This is a genomic window from Martelella mangrovi, from assembly GCF_040545495.1.
Lineage (GTDB): Bacteria > Pseudomonadota > Alphaproteobacteria > Rhizobiales > Rhizobiaceae > Martelella > Martelella mangrovi.
Map to the genome: position 1 here is coordinate 121,107 of NZ_JBEPLY010000005.1, position 20,388 is coordinate 141,494.

The following is a 20,388-nucleotide window of genomic DNA, read 5'->3' on the forward strand; positions in this document are numbered from 1 at the left end:
AGGATCGGTAGCACCGGGGTTTCGCGTTTTCGGGTGAATACCGGAGGGCAGTTTGAACCAAAATGATAATGATGTGGGCGGATCACTGCTGTCCGTTCAGGGGCTGACAAAATATTTTGGTACCTTCGCTGCCTGCGATGGCATCGATCTCGATATCGATAAGGGTGAAATTCACGCTCTGCTCGGCGAAAACGGCGCCGGCAAATCTACACTTGTGAAAATGCTGTTCGGAGTGCTGGAGCCTTCCGCCGGCGAAATTCTCTGGGAGGGAAAGCCGCAGCGCATTGAAGCCCCTGCCGCTGCCCGCAAGATCGGCATCGGCATGGTGTTTCAGCACTTCTCGCTGTTCGAGGCGCTGACGGTGGCCGAGAATATCGCCCTGTCGCTCGATCCGGGCATTTCGCTTGCGAAGATCGCGGAAGAATCACGTAGGCTTTCGGTCGAATACGGCCTGCCGCTTGATCCGCGCGCCCATGTGGCCGACCTTTCGGTCGGTGAGCGTCAGCGGATCGAGATCGTGCGCGCGCTTTTGCAGAACCCGAGCCTGATCATTCTCGATGAACCGACATCGGTGCTGACCCCGCAGGAGGCGGACCGGCTGTTTGAAACGCTGGCCAAGCTGAAGGCCGAAGGGCGTTCGGTGCTCTATATCTCTCATCGGCTGGAAGAAGTGCAGCGCATCTGTGACAAGGCCACCGTGCTGCGCCACGGCAAGGTGACGGGCAATTGCAACCCGCGCAACGAGACGGCCTCTTCGCTGGCGCGGATGATGGTTGGCGGCGAAGTTTCGGAAATCACCCGGCCGGAAGCGATGAAGGCCGGCAAGGTTCTGCTTGAGGCCAAGGGGCTGACCGCACCGGCGCGCACGCCGTTTTCCACCGCTCTGAAGAACATCTACCTCGAAGTGAAAGCCGGCGAAATTCTGGCGATCGCCGGTGTCGCCGGCAATGGCCAGTCGGAGCTTTTCGATGCGCTCTCCGGCGAATATCCGGTCGATGACAATATCTCCATCCAGATCGACGGTCAGCCCGTCGGCGCCAAGGGCATCAATGCACGACGCAAGCTCGGCGCGGGCTTCGTTCCCGAGGAGCGCCACGGCCATGCCGCGGTCACGGGGATGACGTTGTCGGAAAACCTCATCCTCGCGCGCAATCAGGCCGAATCGGATATTTTTCTGGCCGGTGGGCCGCTCAGGGTCATCCGTCGCGCCGTCGCCCGGGCGCGCACCGGTGAGATTGCTGGTTTCATGGATGTCCGCAAGAGCGGTGAAAATCCGGCGGCAGGCGCGCTGTCGGGTGGCAATCTGCAGAAATTCATCGTCGGGCGCGAACTGGACCGCAAGCCCAAGGTCATCATCGTCAACCAGCCGACCTGGGGCGTGGATGCCGGCGCTGCCGCTCATATCCGCCAGGCAATGGTCGATCTTGCCAGATCGGGCTCGGCCGTGCTGGTGATTTCGCAGGATCTCGACGAGATCTTCGAAATCGCCACGCGGATCGCGGTGATTTCCGAAGGTCAGCTGTCCGACAGTCATCCGGCGGAAACAATGACGCGCGAGCGGATCGGGCTGTTGATGGGCGGCATCCATGGCGAGGATGCGGACAAGGATGTGGAGACGGCCGATGCGCATTGAACTTGAACGGCGCGCCAATAGTTCGCCGCTGTTTTCGTTGCTGTCGCCGCTGATCGCGTTTGCGCTGACAGTGTTTTTCGGGGCGATCATGTTTGCGCTTCTGGGCAAGGACCCGGTCGAGGCGCTCTATCGCTTTTTCATCGAGCCGCTGTTCGATATCTGGTCCCTGCATGAGCTGATGATCAAGGCAGCACCCCTGATCATGATCGCGGTCGGGCTGACGGTCTGTTACCGCTCGAACATCTGGAATATCGGCGCGGAAGGGCAATTTACCGTCGGCGCCATGGTCGGCTCCGTCGTGCCGGTCTATTTCTACGATTGGTCCTCGCCGCTGCTCTTGCCGATCATGCTGGTGATGGGCACTGTCGGCGGCGCGCTTTACGCCGGCATTCCCGCACTTTTGAAAAGCTATTTCAACACCAATGAAATCCTGACCTCGCTGATGCTGGTCTATGTCGCGCAATTGTTTCTCGACTGGCTGGTGCGCGGGGCGTGGCGCAATCCCGAAGGCTTCAATTTTCCGCAGACGCGCGAATTCGTCGATGCGGCCATGCTGCCCGAAATGGTGTCTTCCGGCCGCGCGCATTACGGCTTCGCGCTCGCGATCCTGGCGGCATTCGCGGTCTGGTTCATGATGCGCTTCACCCTGAAAGGCTTCGAGGTCAACGTCATCGGCCAGTCGCAGCGGGCAGGGCGGTTTGCAGGCTTTTCCTCGCGCAAGATGATCTGGTTCTGTTTCCTGCTGTCCGGCGGTCTGGCCGGCCTTGCGGGCATCAGCGAGATTTCCGGCGCGCTCGGTTATCTGCAGCCGCAAATCTCGCCGGGCTATGGCTTCACCGCCATCATCGTCGCCTTTCTCGGGCGGCTTAATCCGCTGGGCACGATCATTTCCGGTCTTGTGCTGGCGCTGACCTATATCGGCGGCGAGGGCGTGCAATTCACGCTTGGCGTTTCCGACAAGGTGACCCGCGTGTTTCAGGGCATGCTGCTGTTTTTCGTCCTCTCCTGCGATACGCTGATCCTCTACAAGGTTCGGGTGATCTTTTCGGGCAAGGCGGCCTCCGAGGGGAAAGCGTCATGATCATCGAAGCCATTCTCCTGACCGTCATCACCGCATCGACGCCGCTGGTTCTGGCGGCAATCGGCGAGCTTGTCTGTGAGCGGGCAGGCGTGCTGAACCTCGGTGTCGAGGGCATGATGGTGATGGGCGCTGTCGGCGCCTTTGCCACCGCGCATGCCACCGGTTCGCCCTATCTCGGCATGCTGGCGGGCCTTGCCACCGGCGCGGTGTTTTCGCTGCTGTTCGGGTTTTTGACCCTGACGCTGGTCGCCAATCAGGTTGCCACCGGTCTGGCGCTGACCATTCTGGGTCAGGGGCTCTCCGCAATGATCGGCGAAGGGCTGGTGGGGCGCGCGGGCGTGCGCATGCCGGCAATCGATTTTCCGGTCCTCTCGGATATTCCGGTCATCGGACCGTTGCTGTTCAATCAGGACCTGTTTTTCTACCTCTCAATCGCGATCGTCGCCGGAACCGCGTGGTTCCTGTTCAAGACCCGCAAGGGCCTCGTCCTGCGCGCCGTCGGCGACAATCATTCATCCGCCCATGCGCTCGGCATCAATGTGATCGGCATTCGCTATCTCGCTGTCATGTTCGGCGGCGCCTGTGCCGGGCTTGCGGGTGCGCAACTGTCGCTGGTCTACACCCCGCAATGGACGGAAAACATGGCGGCGGGCCGTGGCTGGATTGCGCTGGCGCTGGTGGTCTTCGCCTCGTGGCGGCCCTGGGGCGTTCTGCTCGGCGGCTATCTGTTCGGCGCGGTCACCATCGGCCAGCTGCATGCCCAGGCCTTCGGCATTGCCATTCCCTCGCAGTTCCTTTCGGCGTTGCCCTATGTCGTAACCATTCTGGTCCTCGTCATCATCTCGCAAAACCGCAGGATGACGCTGATCAACACCCCGGCAGCACTGGGCAAACCCTTTGTGCCGGATCGCTAGTCACGGTAAACTTGTCATTTCAGATCAAACCGAAAGAGGTGAACGATGAAATCCCTGAAATTCGCTCTGGCCGCCTCCGCGGCCGTCATCGCCGGCTTTGCCGCCACGGGCGCTGCCGCCCAGGAAGACGTCAAGGCCTGCTTCGTCTATGTCGGCTCGGCAACCGATGGCGGCTGGACACAGGCGCACGACATCGCCCGCCAGCAGCTTGAAGACACGCTGGACATCGAAACCGCCTATATCGAAAACGTGCCCGAAGGCCCGGATGCCGAGCGCGCCATCGAGCGCATGGCCCGTTCCGGCTGCACCATCGTGTTCACCACCTCCTTCGGCTTCATGGAGCCGACGCTGAAGGTTGCCGCCAAATATCCGGACGTGAAGTTCGAACACGCCACCGGCTACAAGACCGCCGACAATGTCGCGACCTACAATTCGCGCTTCTATGAAGGCCGTTACATCTCCGGCGTCATCGCCGGCTCGATCTCCGAAAGCGGCATCGGCGGTTATATCGGCTCGTTCCCGATTCCCGAAGTTGTCATGGGCATCGATGCCTTCGAACTGGGCGCGCAGTCGGTAAACCCGGACTTCGTGACCAAGGTCGTCTGGGCCAATACCTGGTTCGACCCGGGCCGCGAGGCTGACGCCGCCAAGGCGCTGATCGACCAGGGCGTCGACGTTCTGGCGCAGCACACCGACACCACCGCCCCGATGCAGATTGCCGCCGAGCGCGGCATCAAGGCCTTCGGCCAGGCTTCCGACATGATCGAGGCCGGTCCAGACACCCAGCTGACATCGATCCTCGATACCTGGGCGCCTTACTACATCAAGCGCGTCAAGGCGGTTCAGGACGGCACATGGGAGTCGGAACAGAGCTGGGACGGCCTGAAGGACGGCATCCTGACAATGGCGCCCTACACCAACATGCCCGATGACGTGAAGGCGCTGGCAGAGGAAACCGAAGCCAAGATCATCTCCGGCGAACTGAAGCCGTTCACCGGCCCTGTCACGCTGCAGGACGGCACGCCGTGGCTGGCCGAAGGCGAGGAAGCCGATGACGGCACGCTGCTCGGCCTCAATGTTCTGGTGGAAGGCGTTGACGGCTCCATTCCGAAGTCGGAGTGATTTCAGCCGAAAATCATGCAGGGAAGGCGTCCGCAAGGGCGCCTTTTTTGTTGCACTGCACACAACGCGGAAAACAGATAAACTTCATTCATAATTTTTGAATACCTCTCGGGCACGATTCAGCTAAAAGCGGTAACCGGTTCGCAAATGGAGGTTTCATGTCACGCAGCGCTCTGGCCATCGTTCTTGCCGCCGGCGACGGCACAAGGATGAAATCCGACAAAACCAAGATGCTGCATGAAGTGGCAGGCCGCGCGATCGCAGCCCATGTGGCTGATACGGTTGGCCGTTCCGGCGTCGATGAAACCGTTCTGGTTGTCGGCCGCGACGGCGAAAAGGTCGCGGTCGCCTGTGCTGCAGCCGGGCGAACCATCAGGACATTTGAGCAGACCGAACGGCTCGGCACGGCCCATGCGGTGCTCGCTGCGCGCGAAGCCATTGCCGCAGGCTTCGATGATCTGATCGTGACCTATGGCGACACGCCGCTGGTGACCGCTGATACCCTGAACCGGGCACGGGCGGCACTTGCCGATGGCAGCGATGTGGTCGTCATCGGTTTCGAAGCGGACGATCCCGCCGGTTATGGCCGGCTTCTGGTGCGCGACGGCGCGCTGACGGCCATTCGCGAGGACAAGGACGCAAGCGACGCGGAGCGCGCCGTCACGCTTTGCAACAGCGGACTGATGGCGATCAACGGCCGCCGTGCTCTGGAATTTCTGGATGCGATCGGCAATGACAATGCCAAGGGCGAATTCTACCTGACGGATGTCGTCGAAGTCGCGCTTGCGAAGGGCGGGCGGGCCAGCGTGGTGATGGCTGATGCGGAAGAAGTGCTCGGCTGCAACAACCGCGCCGAACTGGCCGAGCTGGAACGGATCTGGCAGAACCGCCGTCGCCGCGAACTGATGCTCTCCGGCGTGACCATGATTGCGCCGGAAACGGTGTTCCTGTCGCATGATACCGAGATCGGCCCCGATACGGTGATCGAGCCCAATGTCCGCTTCGGCCCCGGCGTGTCGATTGCCGCGCATGTCACCATCCATGCCTTCAGCCATATCGAGGGGGCAACAGTTGCCTCCGGCAGCCAGGTCGGCCCGTTTGCGCGGCTCAGGCCCGGTGCGGTGCTGCATGACGATGCCAAGGTCGGCAATTTCTGCGAGGTGAAGAACGGCGATATTGGTGCAGGCGCCAAGGTCAACCACCTCAGCTATATCGGCGATGCCAGTATCGGGGCGAAGGCCAATATCGGCGCGGGCACGATTACCTGCAATTACGACGGCATCAACAAGTTCAAGACCACGATTGGCGCAAATGCCTTCATCGGCTCGAATTCGGCACTGGTCGCGCCTGTTGCCATCGGCGACGGCGCCTATGTCGGATCGGGCAGCGTGATCACCGCCGATGTGCCGGACAATGCGCTGGCCATCGGGCGCGGACGACAGGAAAACCGGGAAGGGCGCGCCGAACGTATCCGCGCCCGTTCGCTTGCCATCAAGGCTGCAAAGCAGTCGCAGAAATAGAAATTCAGCGGAGATTTTATCGGAATGTGCGGAATTGTCGGAATTGTCGGCTGTGAACCGGTTGCTGAACGCCTCGTGGACGCGCTGAAACGGCTTGAATATCGCGGCTATGATTCCGCAGGCATTGCGGTGATTGAAAGCGACGGCGCGCTTTCCCGACGCCGGGCGCCGGGCAAGCTGGAAAACCTGCGCACCCGCCTTGCCGAAGACCCGGTCGACGGTATCACCGGCATTGCGCACACCCGCTGGGCCACCCATGGCGTGCCCAACGAGGTCAACGCTCACCCCCATATCGCCGGCAATGTGGCTGTGGTCCACAACGGCATCATCGAGAATTTCGCCGAATTGCGCGCCGAGCTGTCCGCCGGCGGCACGGCTTTCGAAACCGATACCGATACCGAAATCGTGGCCAGACTGCTGGAGCGGTATCGCGGTGAAGGCATGGCGCCGCGCGATGCCGTTCTGGCGATGCTGAAAAAGGTAACCGGCGCCTTTGCGCTGGTGATCCTGTTTCAGGACCGGCCGGAAACGCTCTATGTCGCCCGTTTCGGTCCGCCGCTTGCCGTCGGCTATGGCGCTTCGGAAATGTATGTCGGTTCGGATGCGATTGCACTGGCACCGTTTGCCGAGGGGATTTCCTACCTCGAGGACGGTGACATGGCCATTGTTGACCGCGACGGTGTGGAATTCTGCGACTTTTCCGGTGCGCCCGTTTCGCGAAAGCGCCAGCCGCTGCAATTGTCTTCCATGCTGATCGACAAGGGCAATCACCGCCATTTCATGGAAAAGGAAATCTTCGATCAGCCGGAAGTGATTTCCCACACACTCGGTCATTATTGCGATTTCGCCCATCAGCGCATCCTGACGGATAGCGATGGCATCGACTTTTCCAATGTCTCGCGGCTTGCGATTGCAGCTTGCGGCACCGCCTATCTTTCCGGCCTGATCGGCAAGTACTGGATCGAGCGCTTTGCCCGGCTTCCGGTCGAAATCGATGTGGCGTCCGAATTCCGCTATCGCGAAATGCCGCTGTCGAAAGACCAGCTTGCGCTGTTCATCTCGCAGTCCGGCGAGACCGCCGACACGCTGGCCTCGCTGCGCTATTGCAAGGCCAATGGCGTGAAGACCGGCGCGCTGGTGAATGTTACCGGCTCGACGATTGCGCGGGAATCGGATGCGGTTTTCCCGATCCTTGCCGGGCCTGAAATTTCCGTCGCCTCGACCAAGGCCTTTACCTGCCAGCTTGCGCTGATGGCATCGCTTGCGCTGCGCGCGGGCCGCGAACGCGGAACGCTGACGGTCGAGGATGAACAGGCGCTGGTCCATCAACTGTCCGAAGTGCCGCGACTGATGAACAAGGTGCTGCATACCGTGCAGCCGCAGATCGAGCGGCTGGCGCGTGAATTGTCGCGCTTCCACCACGTGCTCTATCTCGGCCGCGGCACCAGCTATCCGCTTGCGCTGGAAGGCGCGCTGAAGCTCAAGGAAATCACCTATATCCACGCCGAAGGCTATGCCGCCGGCGAGCTGAAACACGGGCCGATTGCGCTGATCGACGAGAACATGCCGGTAATCGTGATTGCGCCGCATGACCGGTTCTTCGAAAAAACCGTCTCCAACATGCAGGAAGTCGCCGCCCGCGATGGCCGCATCGTGTTCATCACCGATGAGGCTGGCGCCGCCGCCTCCAATCTGAAGACCATGGAAACCATCGTGCTGCCGGACATGCCGGAATTCATCGCACCGATGGTGTTTGCGCTTCCGATCCAGTTGCTGGCCTATCATACGGCCGTGTTCATGGGCACCGATGCCGATCAGCCGCGCAACCTGGCCAAGGCGGTGACGGTGGAGTGAGGCGGATCAAGATTTGCACCCCGGATTTGTGATAGTCTCTGCTGAAGGGAGGATCACGTCATGGAAATACGTCGCGAACGCCCCGATGATGTCAGCGCCGTCGATGCGCTTGTCCGGCGGGCCTTTTACGGCCACCCCCACAGCGATGGCAGCGAGCCGGCGATCATCCGGCGGCTCAGAAAGGCCGGGGCCTTGTCCCTGTCGCTGGTGGCGGAAGTCGACGGCCGGCTTGTCGGTCAGGTTGCGTTTTCCCCGGTCGGCTTCTCCGACGGCACGGAAGACTGGTTCGGTGTCGGTCCGGTGGCGGTCGATCCGGATTATCAGGGAAAGGGCATCGGCTCGGCGCTGATGCTCGGCGGGATCGAACTTTTGAAGGATGACGGCGCAATGGGGGCCGTTCTGGTCGGCGATCCCGAGTTTTACGGACGCTTCGGCTTTCGCGCGGAAAATGTTGTTTCGCAGAGCGGCGTGCCGCCTGAAAACCTGCTGTTGCTGCCGTTCGAGGATGAAATGCCGTCCGGCGAGGTTGCCTTTCACCGCGCCTTTTTCGGCGAGGTCTGAAACGGCCTATCCGGCATTCAGATAGCGGATCGCCTCGTCACGACGGAAGAGATAGAGCAGCATGCGCAGCGCCGTGCCGCGTTCTCCGGCAAGCTCGGGGTCGCGGTTGACGACATAGGCGGCGTCCTTGCGGGCAAGTGCCAGAATGTCGCTGTGGGCCTCCATATTGGCGAAACGGAAGCCCGGCATGCCGGACTGGCGCGTGCCCAGAAGCTCGCCTTCGCCGCGAAGCTTCAGATCTTCCTCGGCAATCCTGAAGCCGTCATTGCTTTCGCGCAGCACCGAAAGCCGCGCCCGGCCGGTTTCCGACAGCGGTCCCTTGTAAAGCAGGATGCAGGACGAGGCCTCGTTGCCGCGCCCGACACGGCCGCGCAGTTGGTGGAGCTGGGCCAGACCGAAGCGTTCGGCATGTTCGATGACGATGATCGTGGCATCCGGCACGTCGACGCCGACCTCCACCACCGTGGTTGCCACCAGAAGCCGGGTTTCGCCGCTTTTGAAGGCTTCCATCGCCGCTTCCTTGTCGCCGGACGACATCCGCCCGTGAACCAGGCCGACATGTTCGGGGCCGAGCGCCTTTGCCAGCGTTTCGCGCCGTTCCTCGGCGGAAACGAGATCCACGGCTTCCGATTCTTCCACCAGCGGGCAGATCCAGTAGGCTTTTTTTCCTTCGTCGAGCGCCTGCCGCAGACGGCCAACCACATCGCCGATCCGCTCCGTCGGGATCGTGACGGTCTGGATCGGCTTTCGGCCCGCCGGTTTTTCCGTCAGGTTCGAGACATCCATGTCGCCGAAGGCGGCCAGCACCAGCGTGCGCGGGATCGGCGTCGCAGTCATCACCAGAAGATGCGGCGCCATGCCCTTGGCGGTCAGTTTCAGCCGCTGGTGAACGCCGAAACGATGCTGTTCGTCGACGATCGCCAGCCTGAGGTCGTGATATGTGACATTGTCCTGAAACAATGCGTGGGTGCCGATGACGATCCGCGCCGTGCCATCGGCGATTTCTTCCTCGATGACGCGGCGTTCGCGCGCCTTCGTCTTGCCGGTCAACAGCTTGACCTCGACACCGGCCTTTTCGGCAAGGGTCACGATGCCCTCGTAATGTTGACGCGCAAGGATTTCCGTCGGCGCCATCAAAACGGCCTGGCCGCCGTCCTCGACAACGGCCAGCATCGCCATCAGGCCGACGACCGTCTTGCCGGACCCGACATCGCCCTGAAGCATGCGCAACATGCGCGTGTCCTGGCCCATGTCGGAGAGAATGGCGGCGATAGCGTCTTCCTGTCCGCTGGTCAGCGCAAAGGGCAGGGCGGAACGCACCTTGCCCGATAATGCGCCGCTTGGATGAACCGGCCGTCCCTTGGAGCGGCGCATCCGGCTTCTGACCAGCGCAAGCGAAAGCTGGCCGGCCAGCAGTTCGTCATAGGCAAGCCTGCGCCGGGCGGGCGCCTGTGGATCGAGATCGGTCTCGTCGCGCGGATTATGCAGGGCGAGAAGCGCGTCCTTCAGCGGTGGAAATCCCTGCCGCTTGACGATTTCCGCATCGATCCATTCGGGAAAGGCGGGAAGTCGCTCGGTGGCGTTTTCAATCGCCCGGCGCAGCACCTTTGGCGACAGACCCGCCGTCATCGGGTAGACCGGTTCGCAATCGGGCAGGGTATCGGCCTTGTCGGCGCTGACGATATAGTCGGGATGCACCATTGACGGGCGGCCGTTGAACCACTCGGCGCGTCCGCTCACCAGAACCGTTTCGCCGACGGGCAGCGAGCGTTCCAGCCAGTCGGCTCTGGCGTGGAAGAAAGTCAGCGTCAGTTCGCCGGTATCATCATGCAGAAAGACGCGGTAGGGCGCGTTTGAGCGGGCAGGCGCCGGCTGGTGACGGTCGACGCGGCCTTCGACGGTGACAATCGCGCCCTCGGGCAGATGTGCAATGCCCGGTCTCAGCCGTCGGTCGATCAGCGAGGACGGTGTGTGAAACACCAGATCGACCACGCGCACCTCGTCATCGCGCCCGGTCAGGCGGGCGAGCACTTTTTCAAGCTTCGGCCCTATCCCCGCAAGCGCGGTGACGGGCGCGAACAATGGATCAAGCAGAGCCGGTCGCATTATTCCCAATTGGACCGGAAGAAGGGCTTTGGCAAGGCTGACAAGCGCGAAACGAGCGGTTATAGAGACCAATCAACAAAGAAGGTTTTTGGAAATGACCGGTTTGAAACGTTCGAGCGCCGATCTCGACCCCCGCCGCCGCCGCATGCTGTTTCGCTGCTGGCATCGCGGTATCCGCGAGATGGACCTGATCCTCGGACAATTTGCCGAGGAAAACCTCGCCGACATGGACGATGACATGCTCGACGTTTTCGAAATGATCATGGCCGAGGAAGACAATGATCTGATCCGGTGGATCAACGGCGCCGATCCCGTGCCCGAACATTTGCGTATTCCGCTTTTCGACAGAATTTGTGCCTACAAGCCGGATTTCGACCCGGTCGAAAAAGACATCTGAAGACTAAAAAACATGATAGCCGGATTTAACCCGAAAAAGCTGGATGGCCTCAGCGGCGCCGTCACGATTGCCAACGCCGTGCCGGGCACCGAACCGCTGGTGCTGGCGGAAATGGCGCGCGCGGGGCAATCGGTGGCCTATGTGCTCTCCGACGGCCAGCGGATTGCCGATTTCGAGCAGATGCTCGGTTTCGCGGCCCCCGATATTCCGGTGCTGACGCTGCCCGCCTGGGACTGTCTGCCCTATGACCGGGTTTCGCCCGGCGCCGACACTTCGGCGCGGCGTCTTTCGGCCTTGTCCGGCCTGATTGCCCATGCCGAAAAACCGCATCCGGCAATCATCCTCGTTACCGTCAATGCGATGCTGCAGAAACTGCCGCCGCGCGATGTCGTTTCAACGCTCGGCTTTTCCGCCCGTGCCGGTCAGGTGATCGACATGGAGGTGATTGTCCGCAAGCTTTCCGATGCCGGTTTCGAGCGGGTGCCGACCGTGCGTGCCGTTGGCGAATTTGCCGTCAGGGGCGGCATTCTCGATGTTTTCGTGCCCGGCGCCGACAATGGTCTCCGCCTTGATTTCTTCGGCGATACGCTGGAATCGATCCGGTCCTTCGATGCAGCCAGCCAGCGCACCACCGGCTCGGTCAAGGCTTTCGATCTCAACGCCATGAGCGAAGTGACGCTGAACGACGCGAATATCGCGCGCTTTCGCAAGAACTATCTTTCGCTGTTCGGGGCATCGACCCGCGACGATGCACTCTATCAGGCCGTTTCCGAAGGCCGCCGCTATGCCGGCATGGAACACTGGCTGCCGCTGTTTTACGAGCGGCTTGAAACCATGTTCGACTATCTGTCCGGTTTCAACATCGTGTTCGACCACACGGCGCGTGAGGCCGCAGGGGAAAGAGCCGAACTGATCGAGGATTATTACCAGGCCCGCCGTTCCAATCTCGGTGCGGGCCAGGCCGGGCAGGGCGCGCCCTACAAGCCCGTGCCGCCGGATATGCTCTATCTCGACCAGAACGCGTTTTCAGCCGGGCTTGAAGCCATGCATGCGCTTCGGCTGTCGCCGTTCAACGAGGCCTCGGCAGTCGGCAAGCCGGTGGTTACGCTCGAGGCCCATGCCGGGCCGCGCTGGGCGGTTGCCGCGCAGGCGCGCAAGGCCGATGACGGCGAGCGCGCCAATGTGTTCGAGGAAGCCGTTCGCCATATTGCGGAGACCCGCGCGAAGGGCGGCAAGGTTCTGATCACCGGCTGGTCGGAGGGTTCCCTCGACCGGCTGTTGCAGGTGCTGAAGGAACACGGTCTTGCCAAGGTCAAGCCGGTCAAGGCGCTGGCCGATCTGGAACGACTTGCAAAGGGCGAGGCGGCGAGCGCCGTTCTGTGCCTCGAAGGCGGTTTTGAAACCGGCGATCTTCATGTCATCGGCGAACAGGACATTCTCGGTGACCGGCTGGTCCGCAGGACCAGAAAGAACAGGAAAGCCAGCGACTTCATCTCGGAAGTGTCCGGTCTGGATGAAGGCGCGCTTGTGGTTCATGCCGAACACGGGATCGGCCGGTTCGCAGGCCTGAGAACGATCGAGGCCGCCGGTGCGCCGCGCGATTGTCTCGAACTGCATTATGCCGACGATGCCAAGCTGTTTCTGCCGGTCGAGAATATCGAGTTGTTGTCGCGGTATGGTTCCGATTCCGCCGATGTGCCTCTGGACCGGCTGGGCGGCGGCGCCTGGCAGGCCAAGAAGGCGAAGCTGAAGAAACGCCTCCTGGACATGGCCGACGAGCTGATCGCGATTGCCGCCAAGCGGGCGACGCGGACCGCACCGCCGCTGGTGGCGACCGAGGGGCTTTACGACGAGTTTGCCGCGCGGTTCCCCTACGAGGAAACCGAGGATCAGTATAATGCCATCGAAGCCGTGCGCGGCGATCTCGGCCTTGGCCGGCCGATGGATCGGCTGATCTGTGGCGACGTCGGCTTCGGCAAGACCGAGGTTGCGCTGCGCGCGGCTTTCCTTGCGGCCATGAACGGCGTTCAGGTGGCCGTGGTCGTGCCCACCACATTGCTGGCGCGCCAGCATTACAAGACCTTCGTGGAGCGTTTCCGCGGTCTGCCGATCAAGGTGGCGCAGGCCTCGCGTCTCGTCAGCAGTAAAGAATTGGCCCAGACCAAGAAGGACCTTTCCGAAGGCAGGGTCGATGTCGTGGTCGGGACCCATGCGCTTCTTGGCTCATCGATCAAATTCGCCAATCTCGGCCTGCTGATCATCGATGAGGAACAGCATTTCGGCGTGCGCCACAAGGAGCGGCTGAAGGAGCTGAAGAGCGATGTGCATGTGCTGACGCTCTCGGCAACGCCGATCCCGCGCACGCTGCAGCTTGCCATGACCGGCGTGCGCGAACTGTCGCTGATCACGACGCCGCCGGTCGACCGCATGGCGGTGCGCACCTTCATTTCGCCGTTCGATCCGCTGGTGATCCGCGAAAACCTGATGCGTGAACACTATCGCGGCGGACAGAGCTTTTACGTCTGCCCGCGCGTTTCGGACCTTGAGGAAGTGCATGCCTTCCTGCAGTCGGAGGTGCCGGAATTAAAGGTCGCCGTTGCTCACGGGCAGATGGCCGCAGGCCAGCTTGAAGACATCATGAACGCCTTTTACGACGGCAGCTATGACATTCTGCTGTCGACCACGATTGTCGAATCCGGGCTGGATGTGCCGACGGCCAATACGCTGATCGTCCACCGCGCCGACATGTTCGGGCTGGCGCAGCTCTATCAGCTGCGCGGCCGGGTCGGGCGCTCGAAAATCCGCGCCTTTGCGCTGTTCACGCTGCCGGCCAACAAGCGCATGACCGATACCGCCGACCGCCGGCTGAAGGTGTTGCAGTCGCTCGACACGCTCGGCGCCGGTTTTCAGCTGGCCAGCCACGATCTCGATATTCGCGGGGCGGGAAATCTTCTCGGCGAGGAACAGTCCGGCCACATCAAGGAGGTTGGTTTCGAGCTTTACCAGCAGATGCTGGAAGAGGCTGTGGCCGAAGCCAAGGGCGATGAGGATGCCGGCGGCAGCGACTGGTCGCCGCAGATCGGGCTGGGGACATCGGTGATGATCCCGGAAAGCTATGTGCCCGATCTGAACCTCAGAATGGCGCTCTATCGCCGTCTCGGCGAACTCAACGATGCCGGCGACATCGACGCTTTCGGCGCCGAACTGATCGACCGGTTCGGGCCGATGCCGGATGAAGTGCAGTCGCTGTTGAAGGTCGTGTTCATCAAGTCGCTGTGCCGCACCGCCAATGTCGAGAAACTGGATGCCGGCCCCAAGGGCATTGTCGTTACATTCCGCAATCAGGAATTTCCGAACCCGGCCGGTCTGGTGCAGTTTATTGCCGAACAGAGCGTTTCGGCCAAGATCAGGCCCGATCAGAGCGTGTTCTTCAATCGCGACCTGCCGACGCCGGACAAGCGCCTGGGACAGGCCGCGATCATCATGAACAAGCTTTCGAAGATCGCCGCGGCTGCCTGAATATTCCCTCAGCGCCCTCGGGCTTGTCCCGAGGGGCAGTCGCGTCTGTCGCGACACCACTCTCCATACAGGGGCGTGAAGCCTCCGCTGTTATGCGGCGGCAAGCTGTTGCAGGGCGTTCTGCATGACGTCGACGGGCTGCGCGCCGCTTAATGCGTATTTCTGATTGAGGATGAAGAACGGCACGCCGGTGACGCCCATTTTCTCGGCATTGGCGATCTCGTTTTTCACCGTTTCCACATCGGCATCACTGGCCAGCAGACGGGACACCATCTCGCGGTCCATGCCGCTTTCGGCGGCGATATCGGCCAGCACCGCATGATCGCCGATATTGCGGCCTTCCTCGAAATTCGCCTTGTAGAGCCGGTCGATCACCACATTCTGCATCGCGATGCTTTCCGTATGCGCCCACAACAGCAGGCGGTGGGCATCGAGCGTGTTCGGGCGGATCAGGATCCGGTTGAAATTGAAGGTGATGCCTTCTTCGCGGCCCAGTTCGGTGAGATCGGCCTGCATTTCATCGCGGCGGATCGGACTGCCGAGCTTTTCGGCCAGCATGGCCTGATTGTCGACGCCTTCCGGCGGAATGGTCGAATCCAGTTCGAAGGGACGCCATTGCACGACCACTTCAACATCGCCTTCAAGTGCGGATATGGCGCGGTCGAGGCGGGCCTTGCCCAGATAGCACCACGGGCAGACGACATCGATGACGGCGTCGATTGTTACGGTGTTCATACCGTTCCTTTCCTTGAGTCTGTAAGACATTGCTGCGCTCGGAATAGGCACAGCAGCCTCATCAATTTTTGACACCAGGGCCGACCTCAAATCCGTGTCGCCCTCGGGCTTGACCCGAGGGTCCAGGCCACATTCTCCGTATTGCCTGGATGCTCGGGTCAAGCCCGAGCATGACCCGAAAGAGAGAGAGCATCCCGGGTCACGCATTACTGCGCGGACGCATCCCACCAGGTGGGAAGTTGATAGCCGTAGATAGGTGTTTCTGCGGGCGGGACAATATCGCTCCAGTGTGCAACCCACTGGCCTTCGCGGTGATAGAGCGGCAGCATGTAGTGGCCATTGACCAGCAGACGATCAAGCGCGCGCACGGAATCCGTAAAATGCTCCGTCGTGCGTGCTTCCAGCATGTCGTCGATCATGCGGTCGACATTATCGCTGGCCACACCGGCAAAATTGAATGTGCCGTCGATATCGCGCGAGCGCGATTCCCAGCGCCAGACCTGTTCCGCACCCGGAGACAGCGACGATTTGTAGTAGAAGCCCGGCGCGACCAGAACGATCATGTCATAGTCGAAGGTGTTGAGGCGCTTTTGATACTGGGCGTCATCGACCGTGCGGATGCTCAGCCCCACGCCGATCAGGTTTAACGAGTGCTGATAGGCCAGTGCCAGTTTTTCCTGCGCGGCATTGGTTGTCATCAGCTCGAAGGCGAGGTGGTTGCCGTCCGGCCCGATCATCCTGCCGTCGCTGATCCTGTACCCGGCCTCGGCCAGAAGCCGCACCGCAGCCCCCAGCACCTTGCGATCGGCGCCGGAACCGTCGGTTACCGGCATTTTGTAATCGCCGGCCAGAATTTCGGGATCGATGATGTCGACAGCGTCTTCCAGCAGCTTGCGCTCAGTCTCGGTCGCCGGGTTGCCATAGGCGCCGAGATCGGAATTCTGCCAGTAGCTTTCGGTGCGGACATAGGCGTTGTCGAACAGCGTGCGGTTCACCCACTGGAAATCGAAGATGTCGGACAGCGCCTTGCGCACCCGCACGTCCTCGAATTTCGGTCTTCGCGTGTTGAAGACAAACCCCATCATGCCGGTCGGTGTCTGGGGGTGAAATTCATCCTTCACCACACGGCCTTCATTCGCGGCGGGAAAATCATAGGCGCGGGCCCAGTGACCGGGATCTTCGTCGATATAAGCATCGACGGCGCCTTTCTTGAAGGCTTCGAACAGCGTCGAATCCTGAAGATAATAGTCGATCGTCACCTTGTCGTAATTGGCGAAACCGACCATGGAGGGCGTGTCCTTGCCCCAGTAATCGTCGCGCCGTTCGTAAACGATGCGCTGGCCGGGGTCGATAGAGGCGATCCTGTAGGGACCGGAACCGACCGGCGTGGTCATCGTGGCGGTATCGAAAGTTTCCGGATCGATCGCATGTTCCGGCAGCACCGGCATCAGCGCGAAGATCAGCGGGGTTTCGCGGTTGGCATCGGCGTTGAAGGTAAAGCGCACGCTGTTGTCGCCGACTTTTTCCATCTTTTCGACGAGCGCGAGGCGTCGGTTATAGGGCGGGCGGCCCTTGTCCTTCAGCAGGTTGAAGGTGAAGATCACATCATCGGCCGTCACCGACTCGCCGTCGGACCATTTCGCATCCGGGTTCATGTTGAACTGGACAAAGGTGCGGTCCTCGTCCCACTCAACGGTTTCGGCGAGCAGGCCGTAGAGCGTGAACGGCTCATCGCGTGAGCGCTGCATCAGCGGTTCGTACACGAGATTGCCAAAAATCTCGTCCCAAAGCCCGCGGGCCGACGAGCGCATGCCCTTCAGCACGAATGGATTGAGCGCATCGAAGGAGCCGACCACGCCATAGGTGATCTCGCCGCCCTTCTTGACATCGGGGTCCACGTAGCTGAAATGCTGATAGTCCGGTGCAAGAGCAGGGTCGCCATGCATGGCGATGCCGTAAAGCGGATCGGCCGCAGCGACGCCCGCCCATGCCGCCGAAACGAGGAGAGGAACAATTAAGCGCATTGATTCGTCCTGTCGTGATCCTTTGACAGTGGAAACTAGCATGAGGGCCGCCATTGACGAAATACCAGCGCGATTTTGCCTCTCGAGGCAATTTAGACGTTTTCGGGGGTGGATCATGGCCCTGTGTGACGATATCAGGGGAAACACTGGCGGTTGAGGCCCGAAACAGGGACGGTCTGCCGCATTTCGGTAACATTAGGCATGCAGGTTCCAGCACCACTAACCTCATGCAGACGAACCAGGAGAGATTTTTCATGCTTTCACGCGCCAGATTTATGAAGCATGTCGCGGTTTGCGCTTTCACGATTGCCGGCATTTCGGCTGGCGGCGCTATGGCTCAGGAACAGCAGCCCGCGCAGCAGCAGCCTGCACAGCAGCAGGGCGGTGGACTGCCCACGCAGGGCTGGTTCAAGACCTGTAACGACAACGGCCAGGCCGGTGTCTGCATTGTTCAGAATTACGCGCGTGCTGAAAACGGCCAGGTCCTGACGGCTGTCGGGCTGATCCAGCCGCAGGGCGGCAACGGCCAGGCGATGCTGCAGGTCACCGTTCCCACGTTCAGGGTCATTCCGGCCGGCGTAGCCATGCAGATCGACACCTCCAGCCCGCAGCGCATCGAATACGCGCTTTGCACCAACGAGCAGTGCATTGCCCAGGCGCCGCTGACCGATACGCTGGTCAACGCCATGAAACGCGGCGGCAACGTGACCTTCACCTCCGTCAATGTGCGTCAGCAGCCCAATCCGGTCGAAATCACACTGAGCGGCTTCACCGCGGCCTTTGACGGCGACCCCGTCAGCCAGTCCGATCTCGTTGAAAGCCAGCGCAATCTTGACGAGTCGATCCAGAAGATGGCCGTCGACCGCCGCAAGAAGATCGAGGAAGCGCAGCAGAACGCAACCGGCAACTGATCGGTTTTCCGAATACTGAACACAAAAAGGCCCGGCCGCATTAATGCGACCGGGCCTTTTTTCATATCCGGACCGGCAAACCGCCGATCATCGTTCAGTCAGTGCGATACCGTATAGCGCGGCGCCAGCTGGCCATTGTCCGTCACCGTGAAAACCTCGCCGATCTGCGGATTGCGCAGCGGTTCACCGCTCATATCCGGTTCAAGATTGGCTTCCGACACATAGGCGACATAGCCTTTCTCCTCGTTTTCAGCGACGAGATGGTAGAATGGCTGATCCTTGTCCGGCCGGATTTCAGGCGGGATGGAATTGTACCATTCATCCGTACGGGAAAACTCCGCATCGACATCGAATACCACGCCCCGAAAGGGAAGCGTACGGTGGCGCACGATATCGCCGATATTGTATTTCGCTTCGCGTATTTTCATGAGCATTTCCTTTCGGACATTATATGGAACTGCACCGGTGCGACTGCAAGGGCTGTATCGACTTCGCCGCAAAACCCGTTGAAACCCATGAAAAAACCGGCCGCCCGAGGGCGACCGGTCATCAGGTTGAAAATACCCGATACGATCCGGGATCAGACCGAGTAGTACATGTCGAATTCGACCGGGTGCGGCGACATTTCGAAGCGCAGCACTTCTTCCATCTTCAGTTCGATGTAGGCGTCGAGCTGGTCGTCGTCGAACACGCCGCCGGCGGTCAGGAACTCACGATCCTTGTCGAGGCTCTCGAGCGCTTCACGCAGCGAGGTCGCAACGGTCGGGATTTCCTTCAACTCTTCGGCCGGCAGGTCGTAGAGGTCCTTGTCCATGGCATCGCCGGGGTGCAGCTTGTTCTTGATGCCGTCGAGGCCGGCCATCATCAGTGCTGCGAAGGCGAGGTAGGGGTTGGCGCCCGGATCGGGGAAACGGACTTCAACGCGCTTGGCCTTCGGCGAGGAGCCGAACGGGATACGGCAGGATGCCGAACGGTTGCGGGCGGAATAGGCCAGCAGAACCGGAGCCTCGAAGCCCGGGACCAGACGCTTGTAGGAGTTGGTCAGCGGGTTGGTGAAGGCATTGATGGCCTTGGCATGCTTGATGATGCCGCCGATGTAGTACAGGCAGGTTTCCGACAGACCGGCATATTCATCACCGGCAAAGGTCGGCTTGCCGTCTTTCCAGATCGACTGGTGAACGTGCATGCCCGAGCCATTGTCGCCGTAAACCGGCTTCGGCATGAAGGTTGCGGTCTTGCCATAGGCATGGGCAACCTGATGAACGCCGTACTTGTAGATCTGGGTCTTGTCAGCCATGCGCGTCAGCGTGTCGAACACCATGCAGAGTTCGTGCTGGGCGGATGCCACTTCGTGGTGATGCTTTTCAACGGTGATGCCCATTTCGGCCAGAACCGTCAGCATTTCCGAGCGCATGTCCTGAACGCTGTCGACCGGGGGAACCGGGAAGTAGCCGCCCTTGGTGCGCGGACGGTGGCCCATATTGCCGGTTTCATATTCGGTGAAGGCGTTCGACGGCAGTTCGGTGCTGTCGAGCTGGAAGCCGGTGTTGTAGGGCTCGGCGGAGAAGCGAACGTCGTCGAAGACGAAGAATTCGGGCTCGGGACCGAAGAAGGTGGTGTCGCCGATACCGGTCGACTTCAGGTAGGCTTCGGCCTTCTTGGCCGTGCCGCGCGGGTCGCGGTTATAGGCTTCGCCGGACAGCGGCTCGAGAACGTCGCAGAAAACAGCCATGGTGGACTGTGCGAAGAAGGGGTCCATGTGGGCCGTCGCAGTGTCGGGCATGAGGACCATGTCGGACTCGTTGATGGCTTTCCAGCCGGCAATCGACGAACCGTCGAACATGATGCCGTCGGCGAACATGTCTTCATCGACAGCCGAAACGTCCATCGTCACGTGCTGCAGCTTACCCTTGGGATCGGTAAACCGCAGATCGACGAACTTGACGTCGTTGTCTTTGATTTGTTTCATAATTTCAGCAGCTGTCGTCATTTAACGTTTTCCTTGCATAAG

At 60.9% G+C, this 20,388-nt stretch carries 15 protein-coding genes; 10 read left to right on the top strand and 5 right to left on the bottom strand.

Annotation, left to right across the window (positions count from 1 at the left end; translation table 11 throughout):
• The first annotated feature begins 52 nt into the window (after nucleotides 1-52).
• The 7 genes from ABID12_RS09510 to ABID12_RS09540 all read left to right on the top strand — a co-directional run bounded on the left by ABID12_RS09510 (nucleotide 53) and on the right by ABID12_RS09540 (nucleotide 8,685).
• Complete coding sequence (locus ABID12_RS09510; RefSeq protein WP_354434020.1) at nucleotides 53-1,633, top strand: ABC transporter ATP-binding protein; 1,581 nt, start codon at nucleotides 53-55, stop codon at nucleotides 1,631-1,633.
• Nucleotides 1,623-2,714: an ABC transporter permease gene (locus ABID12_RS09515; RefSeq protein WP_354434021.1), complete on the top strand. Its 1,092-nt coding sequence runs from the start codon at nucleotides 1,623-1,625 to the stop codon at nucleotides 2,712-2,714. Before ABID12_RS09510 ends, ABID12_RS09515 begins: the two co-directional genes overlap by 11 nt.
• Nucleotides 2,711-3,628: an ABC transporter permease gene (locus ABID12_RS09520; RefSeq protein ID WP_106312496.1), complete on the top strand. Its 918-nt coding sequence runs from the start codon at nucleotides 2,711-2,713 to the stop codon at nucleotides 3,626-3,628. The genes ABID12_RS09515 and ABID12_RS09520 overlap by 4 nt, the downstream gene beginning before the upstream one ends.
• Nucleotides 3,629-3,673: 45 nt before the next feature.
• Complete coding sequence (locus ABID12_RS09525) at nucleotides 3,674-4,750, top strand: BMP family ABC transporter substrate-binding protein (RefSeq protein WP_354434022.1); 1,077 nt, start codon at nucleotides 3,674-3,676, stop codon at nucleotides 4,748-4,750.
• 158 nt (nucleotides 4,751-4,908) lie between these two features.
• On the top strand, nucleotides 4,909-6,270 hold the full coding sequence (gene glmU / locus ABID12_RS09530) for a bifunctional UDP-N-acetylglucosamine diphosphorylase/glucosamine-1-phosphate N-acetyltransferase GlmU (protein WP_354434023.1): 1,362 nt from the start codon (nucleotides 4,909-4,911) through the stop codon (nucleotides 6,268-6,270).
• A 24-nt stretch (nucleotides 6,271-6,294) separates the two neighbouring features.
• Nucleotides 6,295-8,124: a glutamine--fructose-6-phosphate transaminase (isomerizing) gene (glmS, locus tag ABID12_RS09535; protein WP_354434024.1), complete on the top strand. Its 1,830-nt coding sequence runs from the start codon at nucleotides 6,295-6,297 to the stop codon at nucleotides 8,122-8,124.
• Nucleotides 8,125-8,184: 60 nt separating this feature from the next.
• Entirely contained in the window at nucleotides 8,185-8,685 is a 501-nt protein-coding gene (locus tag ABID12_RS09540) for a GNAT family N-acetyltransferase (RefSeq protein ID WP_354434025.1), read from the top strand.
• A 6-nt stretch (nucleotides 8,686-8,691) separates the two neighbouring features.
• Here ABID12_RS09540 and recG read toward each other — a convergent pair whose 3' ends face one another.
• Nucleotides 8,692-10,791 carry an ATP-dependent DNA helicase RecG gene (recG, locus tag ABID12_RS09545; RefSeq protein ID WP_354434026.1) on the bottom strand — a complete coding sequence of 700 codons (2,100 nt, stop codon included), beginning with the start codon at nucleotides 10,789-10,791 and terminating at the stop codon, nucleotides 8,692-8,694.
• 94 nt (nucleotides 10,792-10,885) lie between these two features.
• On the opposite strand from recG, the gene ABID12_RS09550 reads away from it, so the two are divergent.
• Both ABID12_RS09550 and mfd read left to right on the top strand, forming a co-directional pair.
• A complete protein-coding gene (locus ABID12_RS09550; protein WP_319520018.1) occupies nucleotides 10,886-11,188 on the top strand; it encodes a succinate dehydrogenase assembly factor 2 in 303 nt (100 codons plus the stop codon).
• A 12-nt stretch (nucleotides 11,189-11,200) separates the two neighbouring features.
• Nucleotides 11,201-14,707 (top strand): transcription-repair coupling factor, encoded by a 3,507-nt coding sequence (gene mfd / locus ABID12_RS09555; protein WP_354434027.1) that lies wholly within the window; start codon nucleotides 11,201-11,203, stop codon nucleotides 14,705-14,707.
• Between the two features lie 90 nt (nucleotides 14,708-14,797).
• Here mfd and ABID12_RS09560 read toward each other — a convergent pair whose 3' ends face one another.
• Both ABID12_RS09560 and ABID12_RS09565 read right to left on the bottom strand, forming a co-directional pair.
• Nucleotides 14,798-15,442, bottom strand: coding sequence for a DsbA family oxidoreductase (locus ABID12_RS09560; protein ID WP_354434028.1), 645 nt, complete (start codon nucleotides 15,440-15,442; stop codon nucleotides 14,798-14,800).
• A 206-nt stretch (nucleotides 15,443-15,648) separates the two neighbouring features.
• Nucleotides 15,649-17,466, bottom strand: coding sequence for an extracellular solute-binding protein (locus ABID12_RS09565; protein ID WP_354434029.1), 1,818 nt, complete (start codon nucleotides 17,464-17,466; stop codon nucleotides 15,649-15,651).
• A gap of 254 nt (nucleotides 17,467-17,720) precedes the next feature.
• On the opposite strand from ABID12_RS09565, the gene ABID12_RS09570 reads away from it, so the two are divergent.
• Nucleotides 17,721-18,377, top strand: a complete 657-nt coding sequence (locus ABID12_RS09570) for an invasion associated locus B family protein (RefSeq protein WP_354434030.1) — start codon at nucleotides 17,721-17,723, stop codon at nucleotides 18,375-18,377.
• Between the two features lie 98 nt (nucleotides 18,378-18,475).
• Here the strand turns inward: ABID12_RS09570 and hspQ are convergent, their stop codons facing one another.
• Both hspQ and glnA read right to left on the bottom strand, forming a co-directional pair.
• Nucleotides 18,476-18,805 carry a heat shock protein HspQ gene (gene hspQ, locus ABID12_RS09575; RefSeq protein ID WP_106305280.1) on the bottom strand — a complete coding sequence of 110 codons (330 nt, stop codon included), beginning with the start codon at nucleotides 18,803-18,805 and terminating at the stop codon, nucleotides 18,476-18,478.
• A gap of 152 nt (nucleotides 18,806-18,957) precedes the next feature.
• Complete coding sequence (glnA, locus tag ABID12_RS09580) at nucleotides 18,958-20,367, bottom strand: type I glutamate--ammonia ligase (protein ID WP_319520023.1); 1,410 nt, start codon at nucleotides 20,365-20,367, stop codon at nucleotides 18,958-18,960.
• Between the last annotated feature and the right edge of the window lie 21 nt (nucleotides 20,368-20,388).